The organism is Brevundimonas vesicularis (assembly GCF_027886425.1).
In the GTDB taxonomy this organism is placed as follows: Bacteria; Pseudomonadota; Alphaproteobacteria; order Caulobacterales; family Caulobacteraceae; genus Brevundimonas; species Brevundimonas vesicularis_C.
In genome coordinates this window covers 2,483,004-2,506,860 of record NZ_CP115671.1, presented here as the reverse complement: position 1 = coordinate 2,506,860, position 23,857 = coordinate 2,483,004, and the positions used below count along the sequence as shown (strand labels likewise).

At 66.3% G+C, this 23,857-nt stretch carries 19 protein-coding genes; 14 read left to right on the top strand and 5 right to left on the bottom strand.

The window, feature by feature from the left end; all coding sequences use genetic code 11:
* Positions 1-105 precede the first annotated feature (105 nt).
* From PFY01_RS12825 to pyk, 5 genes are all read left to right on the top strand, one after another.
* Positions 106-2,139, top strand: coding sequence for a TonB-dependent receptor (locus PFY01_RS12825; protein ID WP_271041569.1), 2,034 nt, complete (start codon positions 106-108; stop codon positions 2,137-2,139).
* 162 nt (positions 2,140-2,301) lie between these two features.
* Complete coding sequence (locus PFY01_RS12820; RefSeq protein ID WP_271041568.1) at positions 2,302-3,510, top strand: LL-diaminopimelate aminotransferase; 1,209 nt, start codon at positions 2,302-2,304, stop codon at positions 3,508-3,510.
* A gap of 2 nt (positions 3,511-3,512) precedes the next feature.
* The gene (locus PFY01_RS12815) at positions 3,513-4,457 is read left to right on the top strand and encodes a DUF808 domain-containing protein (protein WP_271041567.1); all 945 of its coding nucleotides are present in this window, start codon (positions 3,513-3,515) and stop codon (positions 4,455-4,457) included.
* Between the two features lie 72 nt (positions 4,458-4,529).
* A complete protein-coding gene (locus tag PFY01_RS12810; RefSeq protein ID WP_271041566.1) occupies positions 4,530-6,233 on the top strand; it encodes an alkaline phosphatase family protein in 1,704 nt (567 codons plus the stop codon).
* Positions 6,234-6,369: 136 nt separating this feature from the next.
* Positions 6,370-7,815, top strand: coding sequence for a pyruvate kinase (gene pyk, locus PFY01_RS12805; RefSeq protein ID WP_055753148.1), 1,446 nt, complete (start codon positions 6,370-6,372; stop codon positions 7,813-7,815).
* Here pyk and PFY01_RS12800 read toward each other — a convergent pair.
* The 3 genes from PFY01_RS12800 to PFY01_RS12790 are packed head-to-tail and all read right to left on the bottom strand — an operon-like array spanning position 7,812 to position 10,411.
* A complete protein-coding gene (locus tag PFY01_RS12800; protein WP_271041565.1) occupies positions 7,812-8,849 on the bottom strand; it encodes an oxidoreductase in 1,038 nt (345 codons plus the stop codon). The genes pyk and PFY01_RS12800 overlap by 4 nt on opposite strands.
* Positions 8,850-8,856: 7 nt before the next feature.
* A complete protein-coding gene (locus tag PFY01_RS12795; protein ID WP_271041564.1) occupies positions 8,857-10,281 on the bottom strand; it encodes a helix-turn-helix domain-containing protein in 1,425 nt (474 codons plus the stop codon).
* A complete protein-coding gene (locus PFY01_RS12790; RefSeq protein ID WP_153923009.1) occupies positions 10,274-10,411 on the bottom strand; it encodes a hypothetical protein in 138 nt (45 codons plus the stop codon). The genes PFY01_RS12795 and PFY01_RS12790 overlap by 8 nt, the downstream gene beginning before the upstream one ends.
* Here PFY01_RS12790 and PFY01_RS12785 point away from each other — a divergent pair.
* From PFY01_RS12785 to tdh, 9 genes are all read left to right on the top strand, one after another.
* Positions 10,410-11,945 carry an acyl-CoA carboxylase subunit beta gene (locus PFY01_RS12785; protein ID WP_271041563.1) on the top strand — a complete coding sequence of 512 codons (1,536 nt, stop codon included), beginning with the start codon at positions 10,410-10,412 and terminating at the stop codon, positions 11,943-11,945. The two genes, PFY01_RS12790 and PFY01_RS12785, sit on opposite strands and share 2 nt — an antisense overlap.
* Positions 11,942-13,162 (top strand): STAS-like domain-containing protein, encoded by a 1,221-nt coding sequence (locus tag PFY01_RS12780; RefSeq protein ID WP_271041562.1) that lies wholly within the window; start codon positions 11,942-11,944, stop codon positions 13,160-13,162. Before PFY01_RS12785 ends, PFY01_RS12780 begins: the two co-directional genes overlap by 4 nt.
* 8 nt (positions 13,163-13,170) lie before the next feature.
* The gene (locus PFY01_RS12775; protein ID WP_271041561.1) at positions 13,171-15,150 is read left to right on the top strand and encodes an acetyl-CoA carboxylase biotin carboxylase subunit; all 1,980 of its coding nucleotides are present in this window, start codon (positions 13,171-13,173) and stop codon (positions 15,148-15,150) included.
* A complete protein-coding gene (locus tag PFY01_RS12770; RefSeq protein WP_271041560.1) occupies positions 15,150-16,532 on the top strand; it encodes a methylmalonyl-CoA mutase family protein in 1,383 nt (460 codons plus the stop codon). The genes PFY01_RS12775 and PFY01_RS12770 overlap by 1 nt, the downstream gene beginning before the upstream one ends.
* On the top strand, positions 16,529-18,688 hold the full coding sequence (gene scpA / locus PFY01_RS12765) for a methylmalonyl-CoA mutase (protein ID WP_271041559.1): 2,160 nt from the start codon (positions 16,529-16,531) through the stop codon (positions 18,686-18,688). The genes PFY01_RS12770 and scpA overlap by 4 nt, the downstream gene beginning before the upstream one ends.
* Positions 18,685-19,107 (top strand): methylmalonyl-CoA epimerase, encoded by a 423-nt coding sequence (gene mce, locus PFY01_RS12760; protein ID WP_271041558.1) that lies wholly within the window; start codon positions 18,685-18,687, stop codon positions 19,105-19,107. Before scpA ends, mce begins: the two co-directional genes overlap by 4 nt.
* A gap of 52 nt (positions 19,108-19,159) precedes the next feature.
* Positions 19,160-20,074 (top strand): DUF4232 domain-containing protein, encoded by a 915-nt coding sequence (locus PFY01_RS12755; protein WP_271041557.1) that lies wholly within the window; start codon positions 19,160-19,162, stop codon positions 20,072-20,074.
* Positions 20,075-20,116: 42 nt separating this feature from the next.
* Positions 20,117-21,307 (top strand): glycine C-acetyltransferase, encoded by a 1,191-nt coding sequence (locus tag PFY01_RS12750; protein WP_271041556.1) that lies wholly within the window; start codon positions 20,117-20,119, stop codon positions 21,305-21,307.
* Between the two features lie 117 nt (positions 21,308-21,424).
* Complete coding sequence (gene tdh / locus PFY01_RS12745) at positions 21,425-22,465, top strand: L-threonine 3-dehydrogenase (protein WP_205678604.1); 1,041 nt, start codon at positions 21,425-21,427, stop codon at positions 22,463-22,465.
* A 17-nt stretch (positions 22,466-22,482) separates the two neighbouring features.
* Here the strand turns inward: tdh and PFY01_RS12740 are convergent, their stop codons facing one another.
* Together PFY01_RS12740 and PFY01_RS12735 are read right to left on the bottom strand one after the other, a co-directional pair.
* A complete protein-coding gene (locus PFY01_RS12740) occupies positions 22,483-23,505 on the bottom strand; it encodes a DNA topoisomerase IB (protein ID WP_066626269.1) in 1,023 nt (340 codons plus the stop codon).
* Positions 23,505-23,849 carry a hypothetical protein gene (locus PFY01_RS12735; RefSeq protein WP_271041555.1) on the bottom strand — a complete coding sequence of 115 codons (345 nt, stop codon included), beginning with the start codon at positions 23,847-23,849 and terminating at the stop codon, positions 23,505-23,507. The genes PFY01_RS12740 and PFY01_RS12735 overlap by 1 nt, the downstream gene beginning before the upstream one ends.
* Between the last annotated feature and the right edge of the window lie 8 nt (positions 23,850-23,857).

Below are 23,857 nucleotides of genomic sequence, written 5' to 3'. Positions count from 1 at the left end.
TTCGATACGGTTGTTATCGAGGGGGCGGCGATCTGTCTCGCGCTTTTCCGGGCGTTTCGGATCGCCGGGCTTTGATGTGGCGAAACGACCGCCTACTGACGGCGCATGATCCAGGACGCTCCTCCCCCCGTCACGCCCACCGCCTTGCCCGAGATCGTCGTCACCGCCGCGCGTCTGCCGCCGGCGGCGGCTGATGCTGCGTTTTCTGTGGTGCGGATCGATGAGGCGGTCTTGTCTCGGTCGTCGCGTCTGGACGAGGCGCTACGGTCCGTGCCGGCGGTGTCGCTGTTTCGACGCACCAGCAGCGCGGCGGCCAACCCGACGACGCAAGGGATTTCGTTGAGGGCCATTGCGCCGTCCGGGGCAGGTCGGACGCTGGTGCTGCTGGATGGCGTGCCGCTGAACGATCCGTTCGGGGGCTGGGTGATCTGGTCCCAGGCGACGCCGGAATCGCTGGAAAGCCTGGATGTGATCCGGGGCGCGGGTTCGGGCCCCTATGGCGCCGGCGCGCTGACGGGCACGATCACCTTGCGTGAGCGCGGGAAAGGCGGTGCAGTGGATGTGTCCGCGTCCGAGCGCGGCGGCTTGCGGGCGGCGGGGTCCGCCTCCACGCGACTGGGACCTCTGGCGGTGACGTTGAGCGGCTTGCGCGAAGTCAGCGACGGCTATGTGCCCGTGCGAGGATCGGCGGCGGGAGCGGCGGACACGCCGCTGGACCTCGACAGTCGCAGCGCGGCCCTACGGGTCGATACGGCGCTTGGACAGGCGAACCTGTCGGTGCGGGCGGCGACCTGGGAAGAGGATCGCGGATCCGGCCTGGCCGGAACGCGCGCCAACGCCAGCGGGCACAGCCTGAGCGCCACGGCGGCGCAGACGCCGACGGCCGACGGCTATGGCTGGCGGCTACAGGCGTGGCGGATCGACAGCAATCTGGCCAACAGTTCGGCCTCGGTGTCGGCCGATCGATCGACCACGACGCCGGCCAACGATCAGTTCAAGACGCCCGCGACGGGATGGGGACTGAATGCGGCGCTGCGCCGCCGCATGACCGATTTCGCGGGCGGACGGCTAGAGTGGGAGGTGGGCGCCGATGCGCGCTTCAACGACGGCGAGACCAACGAACTCTTCAGTAATCCAACGGGCGCGGGTTTCACCCGTATTCGGCGTGCGGGCGGGGAGACGGCTGTGGCCGGCGCCTATGTCGATGCGTCCTGGACCGCGGCCGAATGGCTGGTGGCCGGCGGACTGCGGGTGGATCGATGGGAGAATACGGGCGGCTTCCGCAACGAGAAAACCCTGGCGACCGGGACTGTTCTGTTGGACGAGCAAGATCCGGATCGGTCGGGCGAGGTGGTCAGTGCGCGTCTGGCCGTGCGGCGTGATCTGGGCGGCGGCTATGCGGCGCGGGCGGCGGCCTATTCCGGGTTCAGGCCCGCCACGTTGAACGAACTGCATAGGCCATTCCGCGTCGGCAACGACATCACCGAGGCCAACGCCGCCCTGACGCCGGAAACGTTGAAGGGCGTGGAAACAGGCTTGGCCTTCGAGCGCGACGGCATACGTTGGGGCGCGTCGGTGTTCTGGAACCAGATCGAGGACGCCATCGTCAATGTGACGCTCGGGTCCGGGCCGGCGACCTTCCCGCGCGCGGGGTTCGTGCCGGCGGGCGGGGTGCTGCGCCAGCGCCAGAACGCCGGGACCATCGACGCCTGGGGCGTGGAACTGACGGGGGCGCTGGACCTGTCGTCAGCCGTGTCGATGAACGCCGCTGCGTCCTGGACCGATGCCGAGATTGACGGCGGATCGTCCGCCGCGCAGCTGACCGGCTTGCGTCCCGCCCAGGCGCCGGAATGGAGCGCGACGGCCGGGCTGGATTGGCGCGCGACCGATCGACTGACCCTGGCCCTGGCGGCACGTTACGAATCGAGCCGGTTCGACGACGACCTGAACAGCCGGGTGCTGAACGCCGCCGTGACGCTGGATGCGCGAGGGGAGTGGGCCTTCACGCCAAACGCGACCCTCTGGATGGCGGCGGACAATCTGTTCGACGAGGATGTCGAGGTGTCGGAAACCGGCACGGGCGTCGCCGGATACGGCCCGCCGCGAACCGTCAGCGTCGGTCTAAGGTTGAGCTATTGAGGGCGCTAAAAGCCAGCCACTCGACCAGGTTTTTGCGCGACGCACAGATTTCGTCCGCCTGACGGGTGAAAATGACCTTCAATGCTGTTGCGCGAGGCCGCTGGCGCGCTAAGCGCTAAAGGCGGTCGATCCACGGCCGCTGATCCCAACGACGAGCCTGTCATGTCCGAAGAATTCTACCGCATGAAGCGGTTGCCGCCCTATGTCATCGCCGAGACCAATGCGATGCGCGCGGCTGCCCGTGCGGCGGGCGAGGACGTGATCGATCTTGGGATGGGCAACCCCGACCTGCCGCCGCCCCAGCATGTGATCGACAAGCTGATCGAGGTGGCCAGGAAGCCCGACGCCCACGGCTATTCGCAGTCCAAGGGCATCCCAGGGCTGCGCCGCGCCCAGGCCAACTATTACGGTCGTCGCTTCGGCGTCGATGTGGATCCCGAGACCGAGGTGATCGTCACTATGGGCTCCAAGGAGGGCTTGGCCAGTCTGGCCACCGCCATCACCGAGCCGGGCGACGTGATCCTGGCGCCCAATCCGTCGTATCCGATCCATACCTTCGGCTTCATCATCGCCGGGGCTGCGATCCGCAGCGTGCCGACCACGCCGGACGAGAAGTATTTCGAGGCGCTGGAGCGGGCCATGGCCTTCACCGTGCCGCGGCCAAAGGTCCTGGTGATGAACTATCCGTCGAACCCGACGGCGGAGACGGTCGATCTGGCCTTCTACGAACGCGTCGTGGACTTCGCCAAGGCGAACGACCTGTGGATCATCAGCGACCTGGCCTATTCGGAGCTCTATTACGACGGCAAGCCGACGGTCTCGATCCTGCAGGTGCCGGGGGCAAAGGACGTGGCGATCGAGTTTACGTCTCTGTCCAAGACCTACAGCATGGCCGGCTGGCGCATGGGGTTTGCGGTCGGCAACAAGACGCTGATCGCGGCGATGACGCGGGTGAAATCCTATCTCGACTACGGCGCCTTCACGCCGATCCAGGCGGCGGCGTGCGCGGCGCTGAACGGGCCGCAGGACATCGTCGAGCAGAACCGCCAACTCTATCATCGCCGGCGCGACGTGCTGATCGAGAGTTTCGGGCGCGCGGGCTGGGACATTCCCAAGCCGGCCGCGTCCATGTTCGCCTGGGCGCCCTTGCCGCCGGCGCTGAAGCATCTGGGCAGTCTGGAGTTTTCCAAGCAGTTGCTGACCCACGCCAAGGTCGCGGTGGCGGCGGGCGTGGGCTATGGCGAGAACGGCGAGGGCTTCGTGCGCATCGCCATGGTCGAGAACGAGCAGCGCATCCGCCAAGCCGCGCGCAACATCAAATCCTATCTGAAATCGCAGGGCGTCAATGTGCCGCCCAGCCGGGAAGACTGACTATGCCGTCTGGACTGATCGCGCTGCTGGACGACGTCGCCGGCATCGCAAAGCTGGCGGCCGCGTCGCTTGATGACGTGGGGGCTGCTGCGGGCAAGGCCTCGACCAAGGCCGCCGGCGTGGTGGTGGACGATGCGGCGGTGACGCCGCGCTATGTCATGGGCCTGTCGCCCAGCCGCGAGCTGCCGATCATCAGCAAGATCGCGCTCGGGTCGTTTCGCAACAAGCTGATCTTTATCTTGCCGGTGGCCCTGGTGCTCAGCGCCTTCGCGCCCTGGGCCATCACCCCGATCCTGATGTGCGGCGGGACCTATCTGTGTTTCGAGGGGGCGGAAAAGCTTCTGGAGGCGATGGGGCATGGCGGGCATGAGGATGCCGCGCCGCTCGCGCGCGACGCAGTGGCGCTGGAGAAGACGACGGTGTCGGGTGCGGTGCGCACTGACCTGATCCTGTCGGCCGAGATCATGGCCATCGCCTTGGCCGATGTGGCGGCGCAGCCGATCCTGACCCAGGCCGCTGTGCTGGCTGTGGTCGGCATCGCCATGACCGTCGTCGTCTATGGCGCAGTGGGCCTGATCGTGAAGATGGACGACATCGGCCTGCATCTGGCCCAGCGGCCCAACGGCGGGGTGCGTGCCCTGGGACGGGGTCTGGTCAAGGGCATGCCGATGGTGATGAGCGCCCTGTCGGCGATCGGCACGGCGGCCATGCTGTGGGTCGGCGGCGGCATTCTGTTGCATGGCTCCCATACGCTGGGGCTGCACTGGCCGGCGGTACCGGTCGAGCATCTGTCGCATGCCGTCGGCGAACTGTTCGGGCCGTTGGCCGGCGTGATGAGCTGGCTGACGACGGCGGTGGCCTCGGCCGTGATCGGGCTGATCGTCGGCGGGGTGGTGGTGCTGGTCCTGCATGAGGTCGCGCGCCTGCGGTCCAAGGAATCGCACTAGGAGCGAGCCGGGCTGTCACGCGGGCGCCATCCGCAACAGCTAGAGGCCGCACGGCTGTTGTTGGAGTTGTTCATGTCCCTGTCGCGTCACGTCGCCGCCGCGTGTCTGGCCGTCTTGTCGATCGCTGGCGCCGCCTGTGCGGGCGCGCCGGTCGCCCAGCCGGCGGTTCAGGCCGCTGCGCCGCAGTCGTCGCTCGCGGCCATTACGCCGCCCAAACTGATCGTGACCATCGTGGTCGATCAGTTCAGCGCCAACCTCTTCAACCAGTATCGCAGCCGCTACAGCGGCGGCCTGCGCCGGTTGGCCGACCAGGGACTGGTGTCGATCAACGGCTATCAGACCCACGGTCTGACCGAGACCTGCCCCGGCCACTCCACGGTTCTGACCGGCATGCACCCGGCCGAGACCGGCATTCCCGCCAACGATTGGATCGACGGCAAGACCGGCAAGGAGGTCTATTGCCTGGCCGCGCCGCAGAACCATCTGGCGCACGGGCGCGACGACACCGATAACGGGCCAGTGGGACCGGATCAGCTGCGCGCGACGACGCTGGGCGACTGGCTGAAGGCCGTCAGCCCGGACAGCAAGGTCATGGCGGTGTCGGGCAAGGATCGCGGGGCGATCAATCTGGCTGGTCATCAGGGGCAGGCCTTCTGGTTCACTGACGGGTTTGGATTGACGACCTATGTCGAGCCCGGTCAGACGGCCGAGACAAAGCTGGCGCCGGTTGCGGCGTTCAACCGTGACTTCAACGCCTGGACGGCGGCGACGCCGACAGCCTGGGACTATCAGAACGCGGACTGCCGGGCGCTGGCGGGCGACTGGACCATTCGCGGCCAGACCTTCCATTCGGTGCTGCCGCCGGCGGGGCTGAAGTTCGACACCTCGCCGCTGCTGGACGAGCAGACGCTGAAAGCGGCGGAATATCTGCTGGACAGCCAGAAGCTGGGGCAGGGGACCGCGACCGACATGCTGGGCGTCAGCCTGTCGGCCACCGACCGGATCGGCCATATGTACGGCACCCAGGGGCCCGAGATGTGCGAGCAGATGCACCGGCTGGATGCGGCGCTGGGCGTCTTCCTGGACAAGTTGGCCCAGGTTCCGGGCGGGGCGCTGGTGGTTCTGACGGCTGATCACGGCGGTTCGGACTTCGTCGAGCGGCTGCACGAGCATGGCTATCCGCAGGCGCACCGCGCCGACACCGATGCGATCAAGGGCGTCAACGCCGCGCTGAAGGCGCGCTTCAACCTGGGCGCCGATCCGCTGCAGTCCGGCGGGAGCGGCTGGATGGTCGCCGATGCGGATCACAGGTCGCTGCCCGATCCGTTGCGGACACAGGTGGCGGAAGCGGCGGTCGAGATGCTGCGCGCCCTGCCGGACGTGGCTTTCGCCGAGACGCGCGACCGGCTGCTGGCTGAGCCTCTGCCGGACAGCCGTCAGCCCGAGATGATGACGGTGCGCGAGCGGATGCGGTTGTCGACCGTCGCCGAGCGATCGCCCGACATCCAGTTCGCCTGGACCCAGAACACCACCTCGGGCGGCCGCGTCGGCTCGACCCTGGCCGGACACGGAACGCCGTGGGAATATGACCGGCGCGTGCCGATCATCTTCTGGTGGCCGGGCGCCAAGGCCGAGGAGCGGATCCTGCCGATCCGGACCGTCGATATCGCCCCGACCCTCGCCCATGTTATCGGCGTCCCCGCGCCCCAGGTCGAGGGCCGCTGCATCGATCTGAACGGGTTTGCCGTGGCAAGCTGCGGGGCGGCGGCCAGATAAACTCCTGTTTCCGGCCGTCAACTCGTGTTTCCTGAGGGGAAGGCGGCCTTACGCAGCGCGGGTTTCGTTGGCAGAAGAGGGCGAAATCGCCCAGGCGGCTCCGTTTTGCCGTCCGAGAGAGCCAACAGGAAACGTCATGAACCGAGCCCGTCGCGCGCGCATCGTCGCCACCCTGGGACCCGCCAGCCGTGCGCCCAGCACCGTCAAGGCGCTGGCCCAGGCGGGTGTGGACGTCTTTCGCCTGAACTTCAGCCACGGGTCGCATGAAGATCACGCCGCCGCGTTGAAGGCGGTGCGCGGCGCCGAAATGGCCCTGCAGCGTCCGCTGGGCGTGCTGGCCGACCTTCAAGGGCCGAAGCTGCGTCTGGGCCGATTCAAGGACGTCGAGATCTCGGTCAAGCCGGGCCACACCATGCGTTTCGATCTGGACCCGACGCCCGGCGACGAGACGCGGGTGCAGATGCCGCATCCCGAAATTTTCAAGGCGCTGCGCAAGGGCATGCTGCTGCTGCTGGACGACGGACGGGTGCGTCTGCGTGTGGGCGAGCGGACCGATGAGTGGGCCGATGTCACGGTCGAGAGCGGCTCGAAGCTGTCGGACCGCAAGGGCGTGGCGGTGCCGGAGGCGGTGATCCCGGTCTCGGCCCTGACGCCGAAAGATCGTGAAGACCTGGCCTTCGCCCTGCGTATGGGCGTGGACTGGGTTGCGCTCAGCTTCGTGCAGAAGCCCGAGGACATGGCCGAGCTGAAGCGGATCGTGAATGGTCAGGCGGCCTGCCTCGCCAAGATCGAGAAGCCGGCGGCCCTGGCCGATCTCGAAGCCATCCTCGACTATTGCGACGGGGTGATGGTGGCGCGCGGCGATCTGGGCGTCGAGCTGGATCCCGAGGACGTGCCGGTGGCGCAAAAGCAGATCGTGCGCGCGGCCCGCAATCGCGGCGTGCCTGTGATCGTCGCCACCCAGATGCTGGAATCTATGACCAGCGCCCCGGCCCCGACCCGCGCCGAGGCGACCGATGTGGCCAATGCGGTCTATGAAGGCGCGGACGCCCTGATGCTGTCGGCCGAGACCGCGTCGGGCGACTATCCGCTAGAATCCGTCGGCATCATGAGCCGGATCATAGAGCGCGTCGAACGCGATCCGATGTGGCCCAGCCTGATGGGCGCCGAACACGCCGGCATGGACGAGCATGACGTGGATGCCCTGGTCGGCGCGGCGCGGATGGCGGCGAATGCGCCTTCGACCGGCTGTCTGGTGGTGTTCACGACCCTGGGCGGCACGGCGCGGCGGATGGCGCGCGAGCGGCCGCTGAAGCCGATCCTCGTGCTGACGCCCAATCCCAACACCGCGCGGCGGCTGGCCCTGGTCTGGGGGCTAGAACCGCGTCTGGGCGAGCAGCCGGACTCCTTGGAGGCCGTGACGGACGACGCCGTCAACAGCGCGGTGAAATATGGTCTGGCCGAGCCGGGCCAGCGCATCCTGATCCTGGCGGGCACGCCGTTTGGGGCGCCGGGCGCGGCCAATCTGCTGCGCCTGGCCCACGCTCCGGCAGCGACGTCGAAGGGCCGTAAGAAGAGCTAGAGAGCGATCTCGCGCCGCTCCGCCGCGCTGCGCAGACCGGCGTCGAGGATGCGCATGACGGTCAGGGCCTGGTCGGCCGGTACGGGCGGCGGGCCCTTGCCAAGGATCGCCTCGCGCATAGCGGCGTAGAAGGCGGGATAGTCGCCGCGTTCGGGCGTCGGCGTGGTGCGGACGGTGTCGCCGCCTATCTGTTTCGTCAGCACACCGGGCGAAGGATCGACGCCCCAGTCCGCGTCGCCGGGACGCAGGCCGGCCTTGGACTGGCTCTCCTGGGCGTCGAGGCCGTGTTTGATGAAGCTGCCGCCCGTGCCGTGGACGGCGTAGCGGAGGCGGGCCTCGGCGGCGAGGTGGCTCATGTTCAGGATTACCCGCAGCCGGTCATAGCGCAGCAGGACGTGGGCGTAGTCGATGGCCGTGGCGCCGACACGCTGGGCCTGGAGGTCGGCATAGATGGCCAGCGGCGGGCCGAACAGCCGGACCGCCTGGTCGATCAGATGCGGGCCCAGGTCGGCCCAGACGCCGCCGTCGCGCTGGTCCTTCCAGCGGTCGGTGACGGTGGGGCGGAAGCGGTCGTAATGGCTTTCGAACACGGCGACGTCGCCCAGTTCGCGCTGGTCAATCAGGCGACGCAGCGTCAGGAAGTCGGCGTCCCAGCGGCGGTTCTGAAAGACGCTGAAAACGCCGGGCGATGACGCTGCAAAGGAGGCGACTGCTTCGGCGTCAGCCAGAGTGGCGGCGAAGGGCTTGTCCACCACTACCGACTTGCCGGCCCTCAGCGCGGCGATCGACTGTTCGGCGTGCAGGGTGTCGGGGGTAGCGACGATGATCAGGCCGATGTCGTCGCGGGCGAGGGCGGCGTTCAGGTCGGGGAGGACCTCGACGTCGGGCAGGTCGGCGTGGATCGCTTCAGGCCGGGACGAGACGACGGCGGTCAGGCGCAGGCCGGGGGTCGTGGCGATCAGGGGGGCGTGGAAGGTCTGGCCCGCCAGGCCGTAGCCGACGACGGCGACGCCGATGGGTGTGTTGGAGGTCATGCCCCGATCAATAGCGGTCGGGGCGCGGTCCATCCAGCACATAGGGCACCACGCCGCGCTCGTTCTCGGGGACGTGCAGGGCGCGGTCCAGGGGCGGGAAGGCGCGCTGGGTGCAGTCGGTGCGCTCGCAGATGCGGCAGCTGACGCCGATCCGCGCGGCCGGGCCGTTCAGATCGAGGCCGGCGGCATAGACCAGGGCGCCCGCATGTTCGACCTCGCAGCCCAGGGACAGGGCGTAGCGGCGGTCGTTGGCCAGATAGGAGCCGCTGGGCTTGGACACGCTGCGCGCGATGGAGATGTAGCGCGAGCCGTCCGGCATCTCGGCCAACTGCACCCCGATCCGGTCGGGCGCCGCGAAGGCTTCGTGGACGTTCCACAGCGGGCAGGCGCCGCCAAAGCGGGCGAACTGGAAGCGGGTGGCGCTGTGGCGCTTGGTGATGTTGCCGGCCATATCCACGCGAGCGAAATAGAAGGGCACGCCGCGCCAGCCGGGCCGTTGCAGGGTCGAGAGGCGGTGACAGACCTGTTCGAAACTGACCTGGAAACGGGTGCGCAGCCGGTCGATGTCGTGCTTTTCCTCGCGCGCGGCCCCCAGGAAGGCGCGGTAGGGCAGCAGCAGGGCGCCGGCGGCGTAGTTGGCCAGACCGACGCGGGCCACGTCGCGTGCGGCGTCCGTGCGGAAAGCGGCCTGATCCAACTCAGCCTCGATCAGGTCACGGAAGGACAGCAGGGCCAACTGGTGCGCCAGCTGGAACGACCGCGTCGCGCCGGGCTGCCAAGCGTCCAGCGTCAGGACGCGGCTGGCGGGGTCGTAGCGACGCAGGGCCTCCTGACCGGCGACATAGGCGACGCGAACGCCGTGCGCCTGGCTCAGCGCAGACTCCAGCGCCGGCTCAATCTGGCCGTCCTGAACCAAGGTCGCCGCCAGCGCCTCGGCCGCGGTGTCCAGCGTGTCGATATAGTTGTCGCGATAATGGAAGAAGTCGCGCACCTCTTCGTAGGGCAGCAAGGCGACACTGGCGCCGTGTTCGTCCCGGCCCAGGGTGTCGTCCAGCGCCTTCACCCGTTCGTCCAGACGACGGAAGGTCTGGTGCAGGGCCAGGAACTGACGGGCCAGACGCGGGGTGTTGACGACAGCCTGTTTCAGCTCGGCGGCCGTGGGCGGTTCGGCCTGACCCGCAATGTCGGTGGTCGCCTCGCGCAAATCGGCGATCAGGCGGGCATCGCCCTCCAGATCGAACAGACTGGCGTCCACATGAAAGGCGCGGGTCAGGGCGATCAGCACGCGGGCCGTCGCCGGCCGCTGGTTGGTCTCGATCTGCGACAGATAGGACGGCGACAGGCCCAGCCGCTCGGCGCAGGCCTCCAGCGTCCAGCCGCGCGCCTCGCGAAGCTTGCGCAGTTTGGCGCCCAGGAAAAGCTTCTCAGCCATTCGCAACTTTGCAGATCATATCACCATCCTTTGCAAGCCCGCGCAGTTCCACACTTTTTGCAAAGTTGCGTTTGCCATTTTGCGATGAAGGCGCCACGCGTTCTTTGAACGAGAGGCGAAGATCCATCATGACTCAAGCCATCCTTGAAGAACTGGAGCGCCGTCGCGCCGCCGCCAAACTCGGCGGTGGAGAAAAGCGTATCGCCGCCCAGCACGCCAAGGGCAAGCTGACGGCGCGCGAACGCATCGACGTGCTGCTGGACGAAGGCTCCTTCGAGGAGACCGACATGTTCGTCGAGCACCGCAGCCACGACTTCGGCATGCAGGACCAGCGCATCCCCGGCGACGGCGTGGTGACGGGTCGCGGCACGATCGGCGGACGGCTGGTCTATGTCTTCTCCAAGGACTTCACCGTCTTCGGCGGCAGCCTGTCGGGCGCCCATGCGGCCAAGATCGTCAAGCTGCAGAAGATGGCCCTGACCACCGGCGCGCCGATCATCGGCCTGTTCGACGCGGGCGGGGCGCGGATTCAGGAAGGCGTGGAAAGTCTGGCGGGCTACGCCGACATCTTCCTGCAGAACACCCTCGCCAGCGGCGTCATTCCGCAGATCAGCGTGATCATGGGGCCGTGCGCGGGCGGGGACGTCTATTCACCGGCCATCACCGACTTCATCTTCATGGTGAAGGATACGTCCTACATGTACGTGACCGGCCCCGATGTGGTGAAGACGGTCACCAATGAGGTGGTCAGCCACGAGGACCTGGGCGGCGCCCGCGTCCATGCCGGCAAGTCGGGCGTGGCGGACGGCGCGTTCGAGAACGATCTGGAGGCCCTGTCGGAGGTGCGCCGCCTGATCGGCTTCCTGCCGCTGTCGAACCGCGAAAAGCCGCCGGTGCGCGAAAGCTATGACGAACCGGAGCGGGACGAGGCCTCGCTGGACACCCTGATCCCGGCCAATCCGAACCAGCCCTATGACATGAAGGAGCTGATCCTGAAGGTGGTCGACGAGGCCGACTTCTTCGAGATCGGCGCCGACTTCGCCAGGAACATCATCTGCGGCTTTGGCCGGCTGGACGGCCAGACGGTCGGGATCGTCGCCAACCAGCCCCAGGTGCTGGCGGGCGTGCTGGACATCGATTCAAGCCGCAAGGCCGCGCGGTTCGTGCGCTTCTGCGACGCCTTCGACATTCCGCTGGTGACGCTGGTGGACGTGCCGGGCTTCATGCCGGGGACCAAGCAGGAATACGGCGCCCTGATCAAACACGGGGCCAAGCTGCTGTTCGCCTATGCCGAGGCGACGGTGCCGAAACTGACCTTGATCACACGCAAGGCCTATGGCGGCGCCTATGACGTGATGAGCTCCAAACATCTGCGCGGCGACGTCAACTACGCCTGGCCCACCGCCGAGATCGCGGTCATGGGCGCCAAGGGGGCGGTCGAGATCATCTTCCGCAAGGAGGCCGGCGATCCCGAGGCTCTGGCCGCGCGCGAGGCCGAATACAAGGACCGGTTCGCCAATCCGTTCGTGGCGGCGGGCCTGGGCTATATCGACGACGTCATCATGCCGCACGGGACGCGGCGGCGTCTGGTGAAGGCGCTGCGGACGCTGAAGAACAAGGTCCAGGAGAACCCCTGGAAGAAGCACGATAATATTCCGCTATGAATAATTCGACCGTTCGACGAATTTCATTTCCGCCGGAGCTTGATCTGAAGTCTTACAAGTTCTGTCTGGCTGGGATGCATAAGCTTGAGAAAGCCGGTAACGAACCCATTATCCTAGATTTCTCGAAAACTATAAAAGCTGCCCCCAGCGCAATGATTGGAATCATATCGCAGCTTTCACCGGAAATAGATTACGGTTTCTCTTCCCCGGAAGATAAAAAGCTCGCATCCATTTTTAAAAAGAATTGCTGGGAGTTTCACATCCTTCGGCAGCCATTTGATGCTATACCGAAGTCGATATCTGGGAGCACGTCTCTCATACATGTGACGTCTTCGTCCCAAGTCCACTTGGCTGTGGATCAAGTTCTTGGAACAATCCTAGCAGCAGTTCCGGGAATTGAACGGCCCCAACTTCAAGCTCTGGAGTGGTCATTAAACGAAGTCGTCGACAACGTCTTCAATCATGGGGATTCTCGCAACGGAGCATACGTAGAGGCAACTATTTTCAAGAAGAAAAGAGTAGTGGATTTTGTAGTATCAGATTCCGGAAAGGGTATTCCAGAGTCCATGAAGCGGATCGACATCCATAACGCTCCACAAGCCCTGAGTCAGGCGATTAAAGAGGGTGTGACGAGTAACAAGGGATACAATAAAGGAAATGGACTTTTTGGCACGTCGCAAATCGCGATGAAGTCAAAGGGACACTTTTTGATAGATAGTGGATATGCCCGGCTATTCTACAATCGAAAATCTGATGCCGTATCTTCTTCAGCAGAAAAAATACCATTTTCGGGATCTCTGGTGCATTGGTCTGTAGGTTTGGATGATCCAAATATTCTAAGGAACGCGCTGGTATTTGAGGGCAAAGCTCATAAAATATATTTCGATTACTTAGATAAGACATTTGATCACGACGACGATCATTATACTGTATACGTCCGTGACCACGTTGGGGATACTTCAACGCGCTTGGGTGGGGAGCGCTTCCGTACGCTGATCGAAAATTTGGCAGCGGCAGACGATGGTGGTGGAGTAATTGTCTCGTTTGCGGACGTTTCAGTAATATCAAGTAGTTTTGCTGATGAAGTATTTGCCAAGCTGGCTGAGCGTAGGGGGAGTGAGTGGCTCCGTCGCCGTGTGTTGGTGCAAAGGGCAAATGAGGTAATTCAAGGTATTATTTCGCGCGAAATCGCTTCTCGATTGAATCAAGTGCAGTAGGTCTGGCCATGTTCTCCAAAATCCTCATCGCCAACCGGGGCGAGATCGCGGTTCGGATCATCAAGACCTGCCGCAAGATGGGCATCAAGACCGTGCAGGTCTATTCGGAGGCCGACGCCGGGTCGCTGGCGGTCGAGATGGCCGACGAGGCGGTGCTGATCGGGCCGGCGCCGGCGGCGCAGTCCTATCTGCTGGCCGACAAGATCGTCGAGGCTGTGCGCCAGACGGGCGCGCAGGCGGTGCATCCGGGCTTTGGCTTCCTGAGCGAGAACGCCGGATTCGCGCGGCGGCTGAGAGACGAGGGGATCGCCTTCATCGGCCCGAACCCCGAGGCCATCGAGGCCATGGGCGACAAGATCAGCTCCAAGAAGCTGGCGGCCGAGGCGGGGGTATCGACCGTGCCGGGCCATATGGACCTGATCGAGACACCGGACGAGGCGGTCAAGATCGCGCGTGAGATCGGCTATCCGGTTATGATCAAGGCCTCGGCGGGCGGCGGCGGCAAGGGCATCCGCGTGGCCCATTCGGACGCCGACATGGCCGAGGGCTTCGCCGCTGTGAAGGCCGAGGCGCTGAACGCCTTCGGCGACGACCGGGTCTTCCTCGAAAAGTTCATCGTCGATCCGCGCCACATCGAGATCCAGGTGCTGGGCGACAAGCACGGCCACGTCGTCCACCTGTTCGAGCGCGAATGCTCGATCCAGCGCCGCAACCAGAAGGTCATCGAGGAGGCGCCGTCGCCCCTGCTGGACGAGGCCACCCGAGCGGCCATGGGGGCGCAGGCCGTCGCCCTGGCCCAGGCGGTGAACTATGACTCGGCCGGCACGGTCGAGTTTGTCGCCGGTCAGGACAAGAGCTTCTACTTCCTGGAGATGAACACCCGTCTGCAGGTCGAGCATCCGGTGACGGAGCTGATCACCGGCGTCGATCTGGTCGAACAGATGATCCGTTCGGCCTGGGGCGAGACGCTGGCTTTCGAACAGAAGGACCTGAAGATCGACGGCTGGGCCATCGAGAGCCGCATCTACGCCGAGGATCCCTATCGTGGCTTCCTGCCGTCCATCGGCCGGCTGGTTCGCTACGAGCAACCCGAAGAAGGCGATCAGGGGGATTATACGGTCAGGAACGATTCCGGCGTCCGCGAGGGCGACGAGATCAGCATGTTCTACGATCCCATGATCGCCAAACTGTGCGCCTGGGGCGAGACGCGCGAAGATGCGGTGACGGGCATGGCCCGCGCACTGGAAGACACCCACCTGTCGGGCCTGGGCCACAATGTGCCCTTCCTGGCGGCGGTGATGGACCAGGACCGGTTCAAGTCGGGCAATCTGTCGACCAGCTACATCAAGGATGAGTTCCCGGACGGCTTCCACGGCCTGAAACCGACGCAGGACCAGGAGCGCATCCTGATCGCCTCGGCCCTGGCCATGCACGAGGTCATCGCCGAACAGGACGGCGATCCGTCGGACCGCACCGACTGGATCGTGATGATCGACAAGACGCCGCACGGCGTCGGACTGTCCTATGACGAGGACGAGGAGATGATCCTGACCCTGACGGGCGGGGGCGACATCCGCCTGTCGGACATCGACTGGCGGCCCGGCCTGGCCCAGTTCAAGGCCGAGCTGGACGGCGAGCCCTTCACCGCCGAGGTCAAGCGCGTCGCCGACGGCTTCGACATCCGCCATCGTGCGGCCAGGGCGCGGGTGCGGGTGCTGCGGCCCCACGTCGCCGAACTGTATGCGCGCCTGCCGGAGAAGGTCGCGGCGGACACCTCCAAGATGGTGCTGTCGCCGATGCCGGGGCTGGTGGTGTCGATCCCGGTTGTCGTTGGCCAAGAGGTCAAGACCGGAGAAACGGTAGCCATCATCGAGGCCATGAAGATGCAGAACATCCTGAAGGCCGAGCGCGACGGGGTGGTGAAGGCCGTCGGCGCCAAGGAAGGCGATCCGGTGGCGGCGGACGACGTGCTGGTGGAGTTCGGATGATGACGGGCTTTCCCGCGCCCACGCCGCTGGAATGGCGCGAGGCGGCCCAGAAGGCGCTGAAGGATCAGCCGATCGAGTCGCTGATGCATCTCGACGCCGATCAACTGGTGACGCGGCCGCTGTATGCGGGCGCGACGGGCGTGCAGCCGATCTTCGCCCCGCGTCCATCCGACTCCGAAGGCCGGGCCTGGGATCTGCGGACGCTGGTGGAAGGCGACGATGCCGAGGCGGTCAACGCCGCCGTCCTGACCGATCTGGAGAACGGCGCGGCCTCGGTGGTGCTGAAGGGGCGGGTGCTGTCGGATTCCGCGCCCTTGGGCCGGGCGCTGGAAGGCGTGGCGTTGGAGCTGGCGCCCGTCGCGCTGGATGCCGGGATCGACGGGCCGGATGCGGCAAACGCCCTGGCGGTCGTCGCCAAGGGCTCGCCGCGCGCCCAACTGCGGTTTCATATGGACCCGGTCTCGGCCTTCGCCGAGGCGGGCGGGGCGCAGCGTTCTGTGGAAGAGCATCTGAGCCTGGCGGCCAATACGGCGGCGCGTCATGCGGGCGCCTATCCCGACGCGACCTTCTTCCTGGCCAGCGGCCGGGTCGCGCACGAGGCGGGCGGATCGGCGGCGCAGGAGCTGGCCTTTGCGGCGTCCAGCGTCGTGGCCCATGCGAAGGCGGCGGTCGAGGCCGGGATGTCGGTCGAGGCGGCTTTGCGCGGCACGGTCGTCGGCCTGTCGGTCGATGCGGAATATTTCGACAGCCTGGCCAAGGTTAGGGCCATGCGGCTGATCTGGGCCAGCCTGACGAAGGCGTTCGACGTGGACGTTCCGGCTGTGATCGAGGCGCGCTCGTCGCGGCGGATGCTGTCGGCGCGCGATCCCTGGCCCAATCTGCTGCGGCTGACGGCGGCGGGCTTCGCCGGCGCGGTCGGCGGGGCGGACGTGGTGGTGCTGGATGGCTTCACCCGCGCCTCCGGAACGTCAGACGCCTTTGCGCGGCGACAGGCGCGGAACACCCAACTGGTGTTGATGGAGGAGGCCAATTTGGGCCGGGTCGACGATCCGGCCGCCGGCTCCTGGTATCTGGACGCCCGGACGCGGGACCTGACAGAGGCCGGCTGGGCCGAGTTCCAGATGATCGAGGCCGAAGGCGGTCTGGTCGACGCGCTCAAGGGCTCGGTCATCCAGCCCCGCATCGCCCGCGCCCGCGCGGTCCGCGAGGCCGCGCTGACGAACGGCGCGGCGCAGATCATCGGCGTGACCAAATATGTCGATGCGGACGTGCGGCCGGCGCCGGTCGAGGCGGGCGATGAGGCGGCCGTGGCGGTCGAACGAGTGTGCGAACCCCTGACGCCGCTCCGGTTTGCTGCGGCCTTCGAGGAGACGGCTCAATGAGTTTCCCCGATTTCAGCAAGATCGCCCTGAAGCTCGATGCGACGGGGCGGGGGCCGATGCGCGATCCTTGGTTGACCCCCGAGGGGCTGACGGTCGATACCGCCTATGGTCCCGACAGCACGGACGCGCTGGATCACCCGCACGGCCTGCCGGGGTTCGCGCCGTTCGTGCGTGGTCCCTATCCGACCATGTATGCGGGCAATCCCTGGACCATCCGCCAGTACGCCGGTTTCTCGACCGCCGAGGAGTCGAACGCCTTCTATCGCCGTAACCTGGCGGCCGGTCAGAAGGGGCTGAGCATCGCCTTCGATCTGGCGACGCACCGGGGCTATGACAGCGACCACCCGCGGGTGAAGGGCGACGTCGGCATGGCGGGCGTGGCCATCGACAGCATCTATGACATGCGAACCCTGTTCGACGGGATCCCGCTGGATCAGATGTCGGTGTCCATGACGATGAACGGGGCGGTGCTGCCGATCCTGGCCCTCTATGTCGTCGCGGCGGAAGAACAGGGCGTGCCGCACGCCAAGCTGACCGGAACCATTCAGAACGACATTCTGAAGGAGTTCATGGTCCGCAACACCTACATCTATCCGCCCGAGCCCTCGATGCGGATCATCGCGGACATCTTCGCCTGGACGGCGCAGGAGACGCCGAAGTTCAACTCGATCTCGATCAGCGGCTATCACATGCAGGAGGCGGGAGCCTCGGCGGATATCGAGCTGGCCTACACCCTGGCGGACGGGATCGAGTATCTGCGCGCTGGCGTCGCGGCGGGCATGCCAATCGACCGGTTCGCGCCGCGCCTGAGCTTCTTCTGGGCTATCGGCATGAACTACTTCATGGAGGTGGCCAAGATGCGCGCCGGCCGCCTGCTGTGGGCCGAGGCGGTCAGGAAAGAGGGCGGGGTCGATCCCAAGTCGCTGAGCCTACGCGCTCACTGCCAGACCTCGGGCTGGTCGCTGGCGGCGCAGGACGTGTTCAACAATGTGCCGCGCACCATGGTCGAGGCCATGGCGGCGGCGGGCGGCCAGACGCAGAGCCTGCACACCAACGCCTTGGACGAGGCCCTTGCGCTTCCAACCGATTTCTCGGCCCGGATCGCGCGCAACACCCAGATCCTGCTGCAGCAGGAGACGGGGCTGACGCGGGTCATCGACCCTTGGGGCGGCAGCTTCTATGTCGAGCGGCTGACCCACGAGCTGGCCAAACGGGCGCGCGCCCATATGGCCGAGGTCGAGGCGTTGGGCGGCATGGCCAAGGCGATCGAAGCCGGCATTCCCAAGCTGCGGATCGAGGAGTCCGCCGCCAAGACCCAGGCCCGGATCGACACTGGCCAGCAGACGGTGGTCGGGGTGAACAAATATCTGAACCCCGTCGTCGACGACATTCCGATGCTGAAGGTCGACAATGCGGCGGTGCTGGCCGCCCAGATCGACAAGCTGAAGCGCCTGCGCGCCGAGCGAGATCAGGCGGCGACCAATGCGGCGCTGAACGCCCTGACCGAGGGGGCGCGCGGGAACGCAAACCTGCTGGAGCTGGCGGTTCAGGCCGCCCGCGCCAAGGCGACCGTGGGCGAAATCTCCGACGCGCTGGAGGCCGCCTTCGGCCGCCACATCGCGACGGTCCAGACCGTGTCGGGCGTATACGCCAAGGAGGCGGGGACCGACGCCCGCTTCGCCCGCGCCCGCGAGATGGTCGCGACCTTCGTCGAGAACGACGGCGGCCCGCCGCGCATTCTGATCGCCAAACTGGGCCAGGACGGGCACGACCGGGGCCAGAAGGTCGTCGCGACCGGATACGGCGATCTGGGCTTCGACGTCACGGCGGGCAGCCTGTTCCAGACGCCCTCCGAGGCGGCTCAGGAAGCAGTAGAAAAGGGCGTGCACGCAGTCGGCGCATCATCGCTGGCGGCCGGGCACCTGACGCTGGTGCCCGAGCTGAAGGCCGAGCTGGAGAAGCTGGGCCGGCCCGACATCATGATCGTGGTTGGGGGCGTAATTCCGCCGTCCGACGTGCAGCCTCTGCTCGATATGGGCGCGGCCGCCGTCTATCCACCCGGATCGGCCATTGCTGATACGGCGGTCGATCTGATCGAGAAGCTGAACCAGCGTCTGGGTTACGCCCAGCCCGCCCCCGACAAGGACAAGTCATGATCGGCGCCCTGAACCATGTCGGCGTCGCCACGCCATCCATCGCCGACTCGATCAAACTGTATCGTGATATCCTGGGCGCGACGAAGATCGGCGAGCCGTTCGACCTGCCGGCGCAGGGGGTGAAGGTCTGTTTCGTCGATACGCCGACGGCTCAGATCGAGCTGATCGAACCCTATGACGACACCAGCCCCATCGTCGGCTTCCTGGCCAAAAACCCCAAGGGCGGCCAGCATCACGTCTGTTTCGAGGTCGCCGACATCCACGCCGCCGTCGCCGAGATGCGGGCCAAGGAGGTGACGATCCTGGGCACCGGCGAGCCGCGCATCGGGGCGCACGGGACGCCGGTCGTCTTCCTGCATCCGCGTGACATGGGCGGCGTGCTGATCGAACTGATGGAGACGCCAAAAGCGGGGCATTAAGCGGAGCCTTTGGTCAGGTTGGGCCGTTGAAGGCGAAACCAGAGGACATGACATGATGTCGCACCGCCTGACCGCATTCGTCGCCATCGCCGCCCTGACAGGCGCCGCAGCCTGCTCTCGCACAGAGCCGGAACAGCCCGCCCCCCCGGTCGAACCGTCGGCCGCCCCTGCATCCGATGCGCCGTCGGTCGGCTATGCCTGCGAAAGCGGCGCGACGCTTCAGGTCCAGTATGTCGACAGCGACAACGCCAGGCTGACCCATCAGAACCAGACCTATGCCTTGCGTTCGGTTCAGGCCGCCAGCGGCGCGCGCTATGTCGGCGGCGGGGTGGAATGGTGGACGGCGACGCGCGATGGGCAGGAGAGCGGCACGCTGAGCCGACTGGGTCCGGACGGCACGACCGGTGTCGCGGTGCTGGAGCGCTGCTCGCGGCCGATCCCCGGCGTTGATGCGACGCCCGGACCGCTGGCGACGCCGGGTCAGACGCCGGCCGAGGCGACCGGTGGGGTCTTGCCGGCTGCGCTGCCCTGCAAGGGGCCGCAACTGACGCTGGCGGCAGGCGACGGCGATGCGGGTGCGGGAAATCGGGTCAGCAACTTTAGTCTTCAGAATATTGGAACCCAGGCCTGCAGTCTGACCGGCTATCCGACAGTGACCTTGCAGGACGCGCGCGGGCGCACCCTGTCGTCCATTCGCGCCGAACAGAGCCCAGGAAGCTATTTCCGCCAAGGCCAGGCCCCGACGCCGGTCCAGCTGGCGCCCCGCGCCAAGGCCTATTTCGAAATGGCCTGGAGTGTCGTGCCCAACGAAGCCATGCAAAAGACGTGTCCCGACGCGGCCACGATAAAGGTCACGGCGCCCAGCGATACCGCCGCCGTCAGCCTGCCGTTCTCGTTCAGCCCCTGCGGCGGCCGCATCCGCGTCAGTCCGATCCGGGCCGAGGCCAACCCGGCGCCGGCGACCTGAAGCGGGTGGAAACCGATCGAAAATCGGCGTAGGTCGCGGCCCATGACCCAGAGCTTCTACGACCGCGTCGCCGGCGAACTGTCCGAGATCGACGCCCAGGGCCTGACCAAGCCCGAACGCATCATCGCCTCGCGCCAAGGGCCGGTGATCCAGGTCGCCGGACGCGACGTGCTGAACTTCTGCGCCAACAACTATCTTGGCCTGGCCGGCGACGAGCGCGTGACCCAGGCCGGAATGGCGGCGCAAGCGAAGTGGGGCGCGGGCACCGCGTCCGTGCGCTTCATCTGCGGCACGCTGGAGATTCACAAGGAGCTGGAAGCGGCCATCGCCGCCTATCTCGGTTTCGAGGACGCCATCCTGTTCGCCGCCGCGTTCGACGCCAACGGCGGTCTGTTCGAGCCGCTGCTGGGCGAGCACGACGCTATCGTCTCCGACAGCCTAAACCACGCCTCGATCATCGACGGGGTGCGACTGTGCAAGGCCAAACGCTATCGCTTCGCCAACTCCGACATGGACGAGCTGGAGAGCCGGCTGAAGGAGGCCCGCGCGGCGGGCGCGCGTGACATCATCATCGCCACCGACGGCGCCTTCTCGATGGACGGCTATATCGCCAAGCTGGACGAGATTCGGGCGCTGGCCGACAAATACGACGCCCTGATCATGGTGGACGACTGCCACGCGACGGGCTTTCTGGGTCCGCAAGGCAAGGGCTCGTTCGCCCATCACGGCGTCGAGGTCGATTTCGTCACCGGCACCTTCGGCAAGGCCCTGGGCGGCGCCATGGGCGGCTTCATCTGCGCGAAGAAGTCGGTGGTCGAGCTGCTGAAACAACGGGCTCGGCCCTATCTGTTCTCCAACGCCCTGGCGCCGGCGGTGTGCGGGTCCAGCCTGGAGGCGATCCGAATCGCACAAGGCGCCGAGGGCGATGCGTTGCGCACCCGCCTGTCGGCCAACGCCCATCGCTATCGCGGAGCCATGTCGGACGCAGGCTTCACCCTGCTGGACGGCGAGCATCCGATCATCCCTGTCATGCTGGGCGACGCCAAACTGGCGCAGGATTTCGCGGCGCGGGCGTTGGATCTGGGCGTCTATGTGATCGGGTTCTCGTTCCCCGTCGTGCCGCGTGGCCAGGCCCGCATCCGCACACAGATGTCGGCGGCGCATACCTTCGATCAGATCGACCGGACGGTCGAAGTGTTCACCCAGGCGGGCCGGGAGCTGGGCGTCATTTAGCCCCTTTCGCCCGCCATCGACGAAGACCAAGCGGCGAGGAGGCGTGGGGCCTCAGTCGCAGGCTTCGGGATGAACCCGGAGCCACGATTTCAGGGAGTTGAGACTATGACCGACACGATGAAGGCCCTGGCCAAGACCGCGCCCGGCGTCGGCCTCGAACTGATCGACGCGCCGATCCCCGAGGCGGGACCGGAAGACGTGCTGATCCGGGTGCATCGCACCGCCGTCTGCGGCACCGACATCCACATCTGGAACTGGGACGAATGGTCCCAGAAGAACGTCCCGACCCCGATGATCACCGGCCACGAGTTCGCCGGCGAGATCGTCGCCATCGGCAAGGACGTCGATCGCCCGCTGACGATCGGCCAGCGCGTCTCGGCCGAGGGCCACGTCATCGACCTGAACTCGGAAGCCGCCCGCGCCGGTCACTTCCACCTGGACCCCAAGACGCGCGGCATCGGCGTGAACCGCCAGGGCGCCTTCGCCGAGTTCGTGGTGGCGCCGGCTTTCAACGTCATCGAACTGCCGGACGACGTCCCCTATGAGATCGGCTCGATCCTGGATCCGTTCGGTAATGCGGTGCACACGGCGCAGCAGTTCGACCTGCTGGGCGAGGACGTGCTGGTCACCGGCGCCGGGCCGATCGGCATGATGGCGGCTGCGGTTGCGCGTCACGCGGGCGCGCGCACCGTGGTCCTGACCGACATCAACGACTTCCGGCTGGAGCTGGCGCAGAAGGTCGCACCGGGCGTTCGCACCGTGAATACGACCAAGGAAGACATCCACGATGTCATGAAGGAGCTGGGCCTGAAGGTCGGCTTCGACGTGGCGCTGGAGATGTCGGGCTCGCCCATCGCCTTCAAACAGTGCGTCGACACCCTGATCATGGGCGGCGGCATGGCGCTGCTGGGCATTCCCGGCAAGCCGATGGAGACCGACTGGGGCGCGATCATCCTGAAGGCCCTGACGATCAAGGGCGTCTATGGCCGTGAGATGTTCACCACCTGGCGCAAGATGCTGGGCCTGCTGAAGGCCGGGCTGGACCTCAGCCCGCTGATCACGCACCGCCTGGGCTACGCCGACTATCGCGAAGGCTTCGAAGCCATGAAATCGGGCCAGTCGGGCAAGGTCGTGCTGGACTGGGACAAGGCGGCCTGAGAGACGAGCCCCGCTGATCAGACAGCCAAAAGCTGTTTGATCAGGGCCTTCTCGAACCCCTTGGTCTCCGAGCCCGGCAAGGCCTTGCCGATTTCGCCGCTTTCGAAGAGGGCGAAGACCTTGGGGTGGACATAGGACGCGCGACAGACGGTGGGGGTGTTGCCCAAGAGGCCGGCGACGGCCTTGACGCAGACCGTGATCTTGCGCTTGGCGTCGGTTGGGGAGGTCGGGGCCTCGGTGTCGCGCAGCGCCCGTGCCGCCGAGACGGTGCCGGCCCAGGTGCGGAAGTCCTTGGCCGAGAACTGCTCGCCCATCGCTTCGCGGATGTAGGCGTTGACGTCATCGGAATCGACCGGGCATAGCGCGCCGTCGGCCGCGCGGTATTTGAACAGTTGCTGGCCGGGCAGGCCTTCCAGCTGTCGCACGACCTTGGCCAGGCGGCGGTCCTTGACGCTGACGCTGTGATCCTTGCCGCTCTTGCCGCGAAACTCGAACGTCAGGGCCGCGCCGTCGACATCAATGTGGCGCTTGTGCAGGGTCGTCAGGCCGTAGCTGCGGTTCTGTTTGGCGTAGATGGAGTTGCCGACCCGGATCAGGGTGATCTCCAGCAGGCGCACGGCGGTCGCCAGCACCTTGTCGCGACAGACGCCGCGAAGAGCCAGATCATGTTCGACCTTCTCCCGCAGTTTCGGCAGGTTGCGCGAGAAGGCCGGCAGCTTGTCGAACTTGTTCTCGGAGCGGGCCGTGCTCCAGTCGTTGTGATAGCGGTATTGTTTGCGGCCCTTCACGTCCCGGCCGGTCGCCTGGATATGGCCGTTGGCCTTGGGACAGATCCAGACGTCGGTCCAGGCAGGCGGAATGGCCAGGGCGCGGATGCGGGCCAGGGTCTTGGCGTCCGTAACGGTCTTGCCTTTGGCGTCGCGATACGACCAGCCCTTGCCGGCGCGGCGGCGCGTCAGGCCCGCGAACTCGTCGCTGCAATAACTTAGGCCTTGGGGGACTTCGGCGGCGATGTCGAAGGCGTGCGATCCGTCGGCCATCAGCCGTTCGCCTTTTCGAGGCGCTCATGCAGCCGTTTGATCCAACGCTCGGCCGGGTCGCCGCCCCACAGCAGCCAGGCGATATAGCCGGCGGAAGGATCGGTGCGGCTGCCCCAGCCCTTGCCGTCCTTGTCCACGGTGTGGCGGGCGAAATAGCTGTAGATGTCCTTGATGTCCTTGTCCGAGACGGGCTTCTGATCCGCCAACTGATGGGCGCGGCGCACGCCGACCTCCGTGCCGCCCCGGTCGTGCTTGTCGCGCAGGTCGAGACCGCGCTTGGCCTGGGTCGCGACGCCCTTAGGCGGCTTGCGTTGCGTGTCGGTGAGGGTGGTTTTGGCGGCCATCGCATCTT

Coding starts and splice junctions, on each gene's coding strand:
- PFY01_RS12735 (WP_271041555.1), bottom strand. CDS start 23,849: ATGGCCGCCAAAACCACCCTCACCGACACGCAACGCAAGCCGCCTAAG.
- PFY01_RS12775 (WP_271041561.1), top strand. CDS start 13,171: ATGTTCTCCAAAATCCTCATCGCCAACCGGGGCGAGATCGCGGTTCGG.
- tdh (WP_205678604.1), top strand. CDS start 21,425: ATGAAGGCCCTGGCCAAGACCGCGCCCGGCGTCGGCCTCGAACTGATC.
- PFY01_RS12820 (WP_271041568.1), top strand. CDS start 2,302: ATGTCCGAAGAATTCTACCGCATGAAGCGGTTGCCGCCCTATGTCATC.
- PFY01_RS12825 (WP_271041569.1), top strand. CDS start 106: ATGATCCAGGACGCTCCTCCCCCCGTCACGCCCACCGCCTTGCCCGAG.
- PFY01_RS12780 (WP_271041562.1), top strand. CDS start 11,942: ATGAATAATTCGACCGTTCGACGAATTTCATTTCCGCCGGAGCTTGAT.
- PFY01_RS12740 (WP_066626269.1), bottom strand. CDS start 23,505: ATGGCCGACGGATCGCACGCCTTCGACATCGCCGCCGAAGTCCCCCAA.
- mce (WP_271041558.1), top strand. CDS start 18,685: ATGATCGGCGCCCTGAACCATGTCGGCGTCGCCACGCCATCCATCGCC.
- PFY01_RS12755 (WP_271041557.1), top strand. CDS start 19,160: ATGATGTCGCACCGCCTGACCGCATTCGTCGCCATCGCCGCCCTGACA.
- pyk (WP_055753148.1), top strand. CDS start 6,370: ATGAACCGAGCCCGTCGCGCGCGCATCGTCGCCACCCTGGGACCCGCC.
- PFY01_RS12770 (WP_271041560.1), top strand. CDS start 15,150: ATGACGGGCTTTCCCGCGCCCACGCCGCTGGAATGGCGCGAGGCGGCC.
- PFY01_RS12790 (WP_153923009.1), bottom strand. CDS start 10,411: ATGATGGATCTTCGCCTCTCGTTCAAAGAACGCGTGGCGCCTTCATCG.
- scpA (WP_271041559.1), top strand. CDS start 16,529: ATGAGTTTCCCCGATTTCAGCAAGATCGCCCTGAAGCTCGATGCGACG.
- PFY01_RS12815 (WP_271041567.1), top strand. CDS start 3,513: ATGCCGTCTGGACTGATCGCGCTGCTGGACGACGTCGCCGGCATCGCA.
- PFY01_RS12800 (WP_271041565.1), bottom strand. CDS start 8,849: ATGACCTCCAACACACCCATCGGCGTCGCCGTCGTCGGCTACGGCCTG.
- PFY01_RS12750 (WP_271041556.1), top strand. CDS start 20,117: ATGACCCAGAGCTTCTACGACCGCGTCGCCGGCGAACTGTCCGAGATC.
- PFY01_RS12785 (WP_271041563.1), top strand. CDS start 10,410: ATGACTCAAGCCATCCTTGAAGAACTGGAGCGCCGTCGCGCCGCCGCC.
- PFY01_RS12810 (WP_271041566.1), top strand. CDS start 4,530: ATGTCCCTGTCGCGTCACGTCGCCGCCGCGTGTCTGGCCGTCTTGTCG.
- PFY01_RS12795 (WP_271041564.1), bottom strand. CDS start 10,281: ATGGCTGAGAAGCTTTTCCTGGGCGCCAAACTGCGCAAGCTTCGCGAG.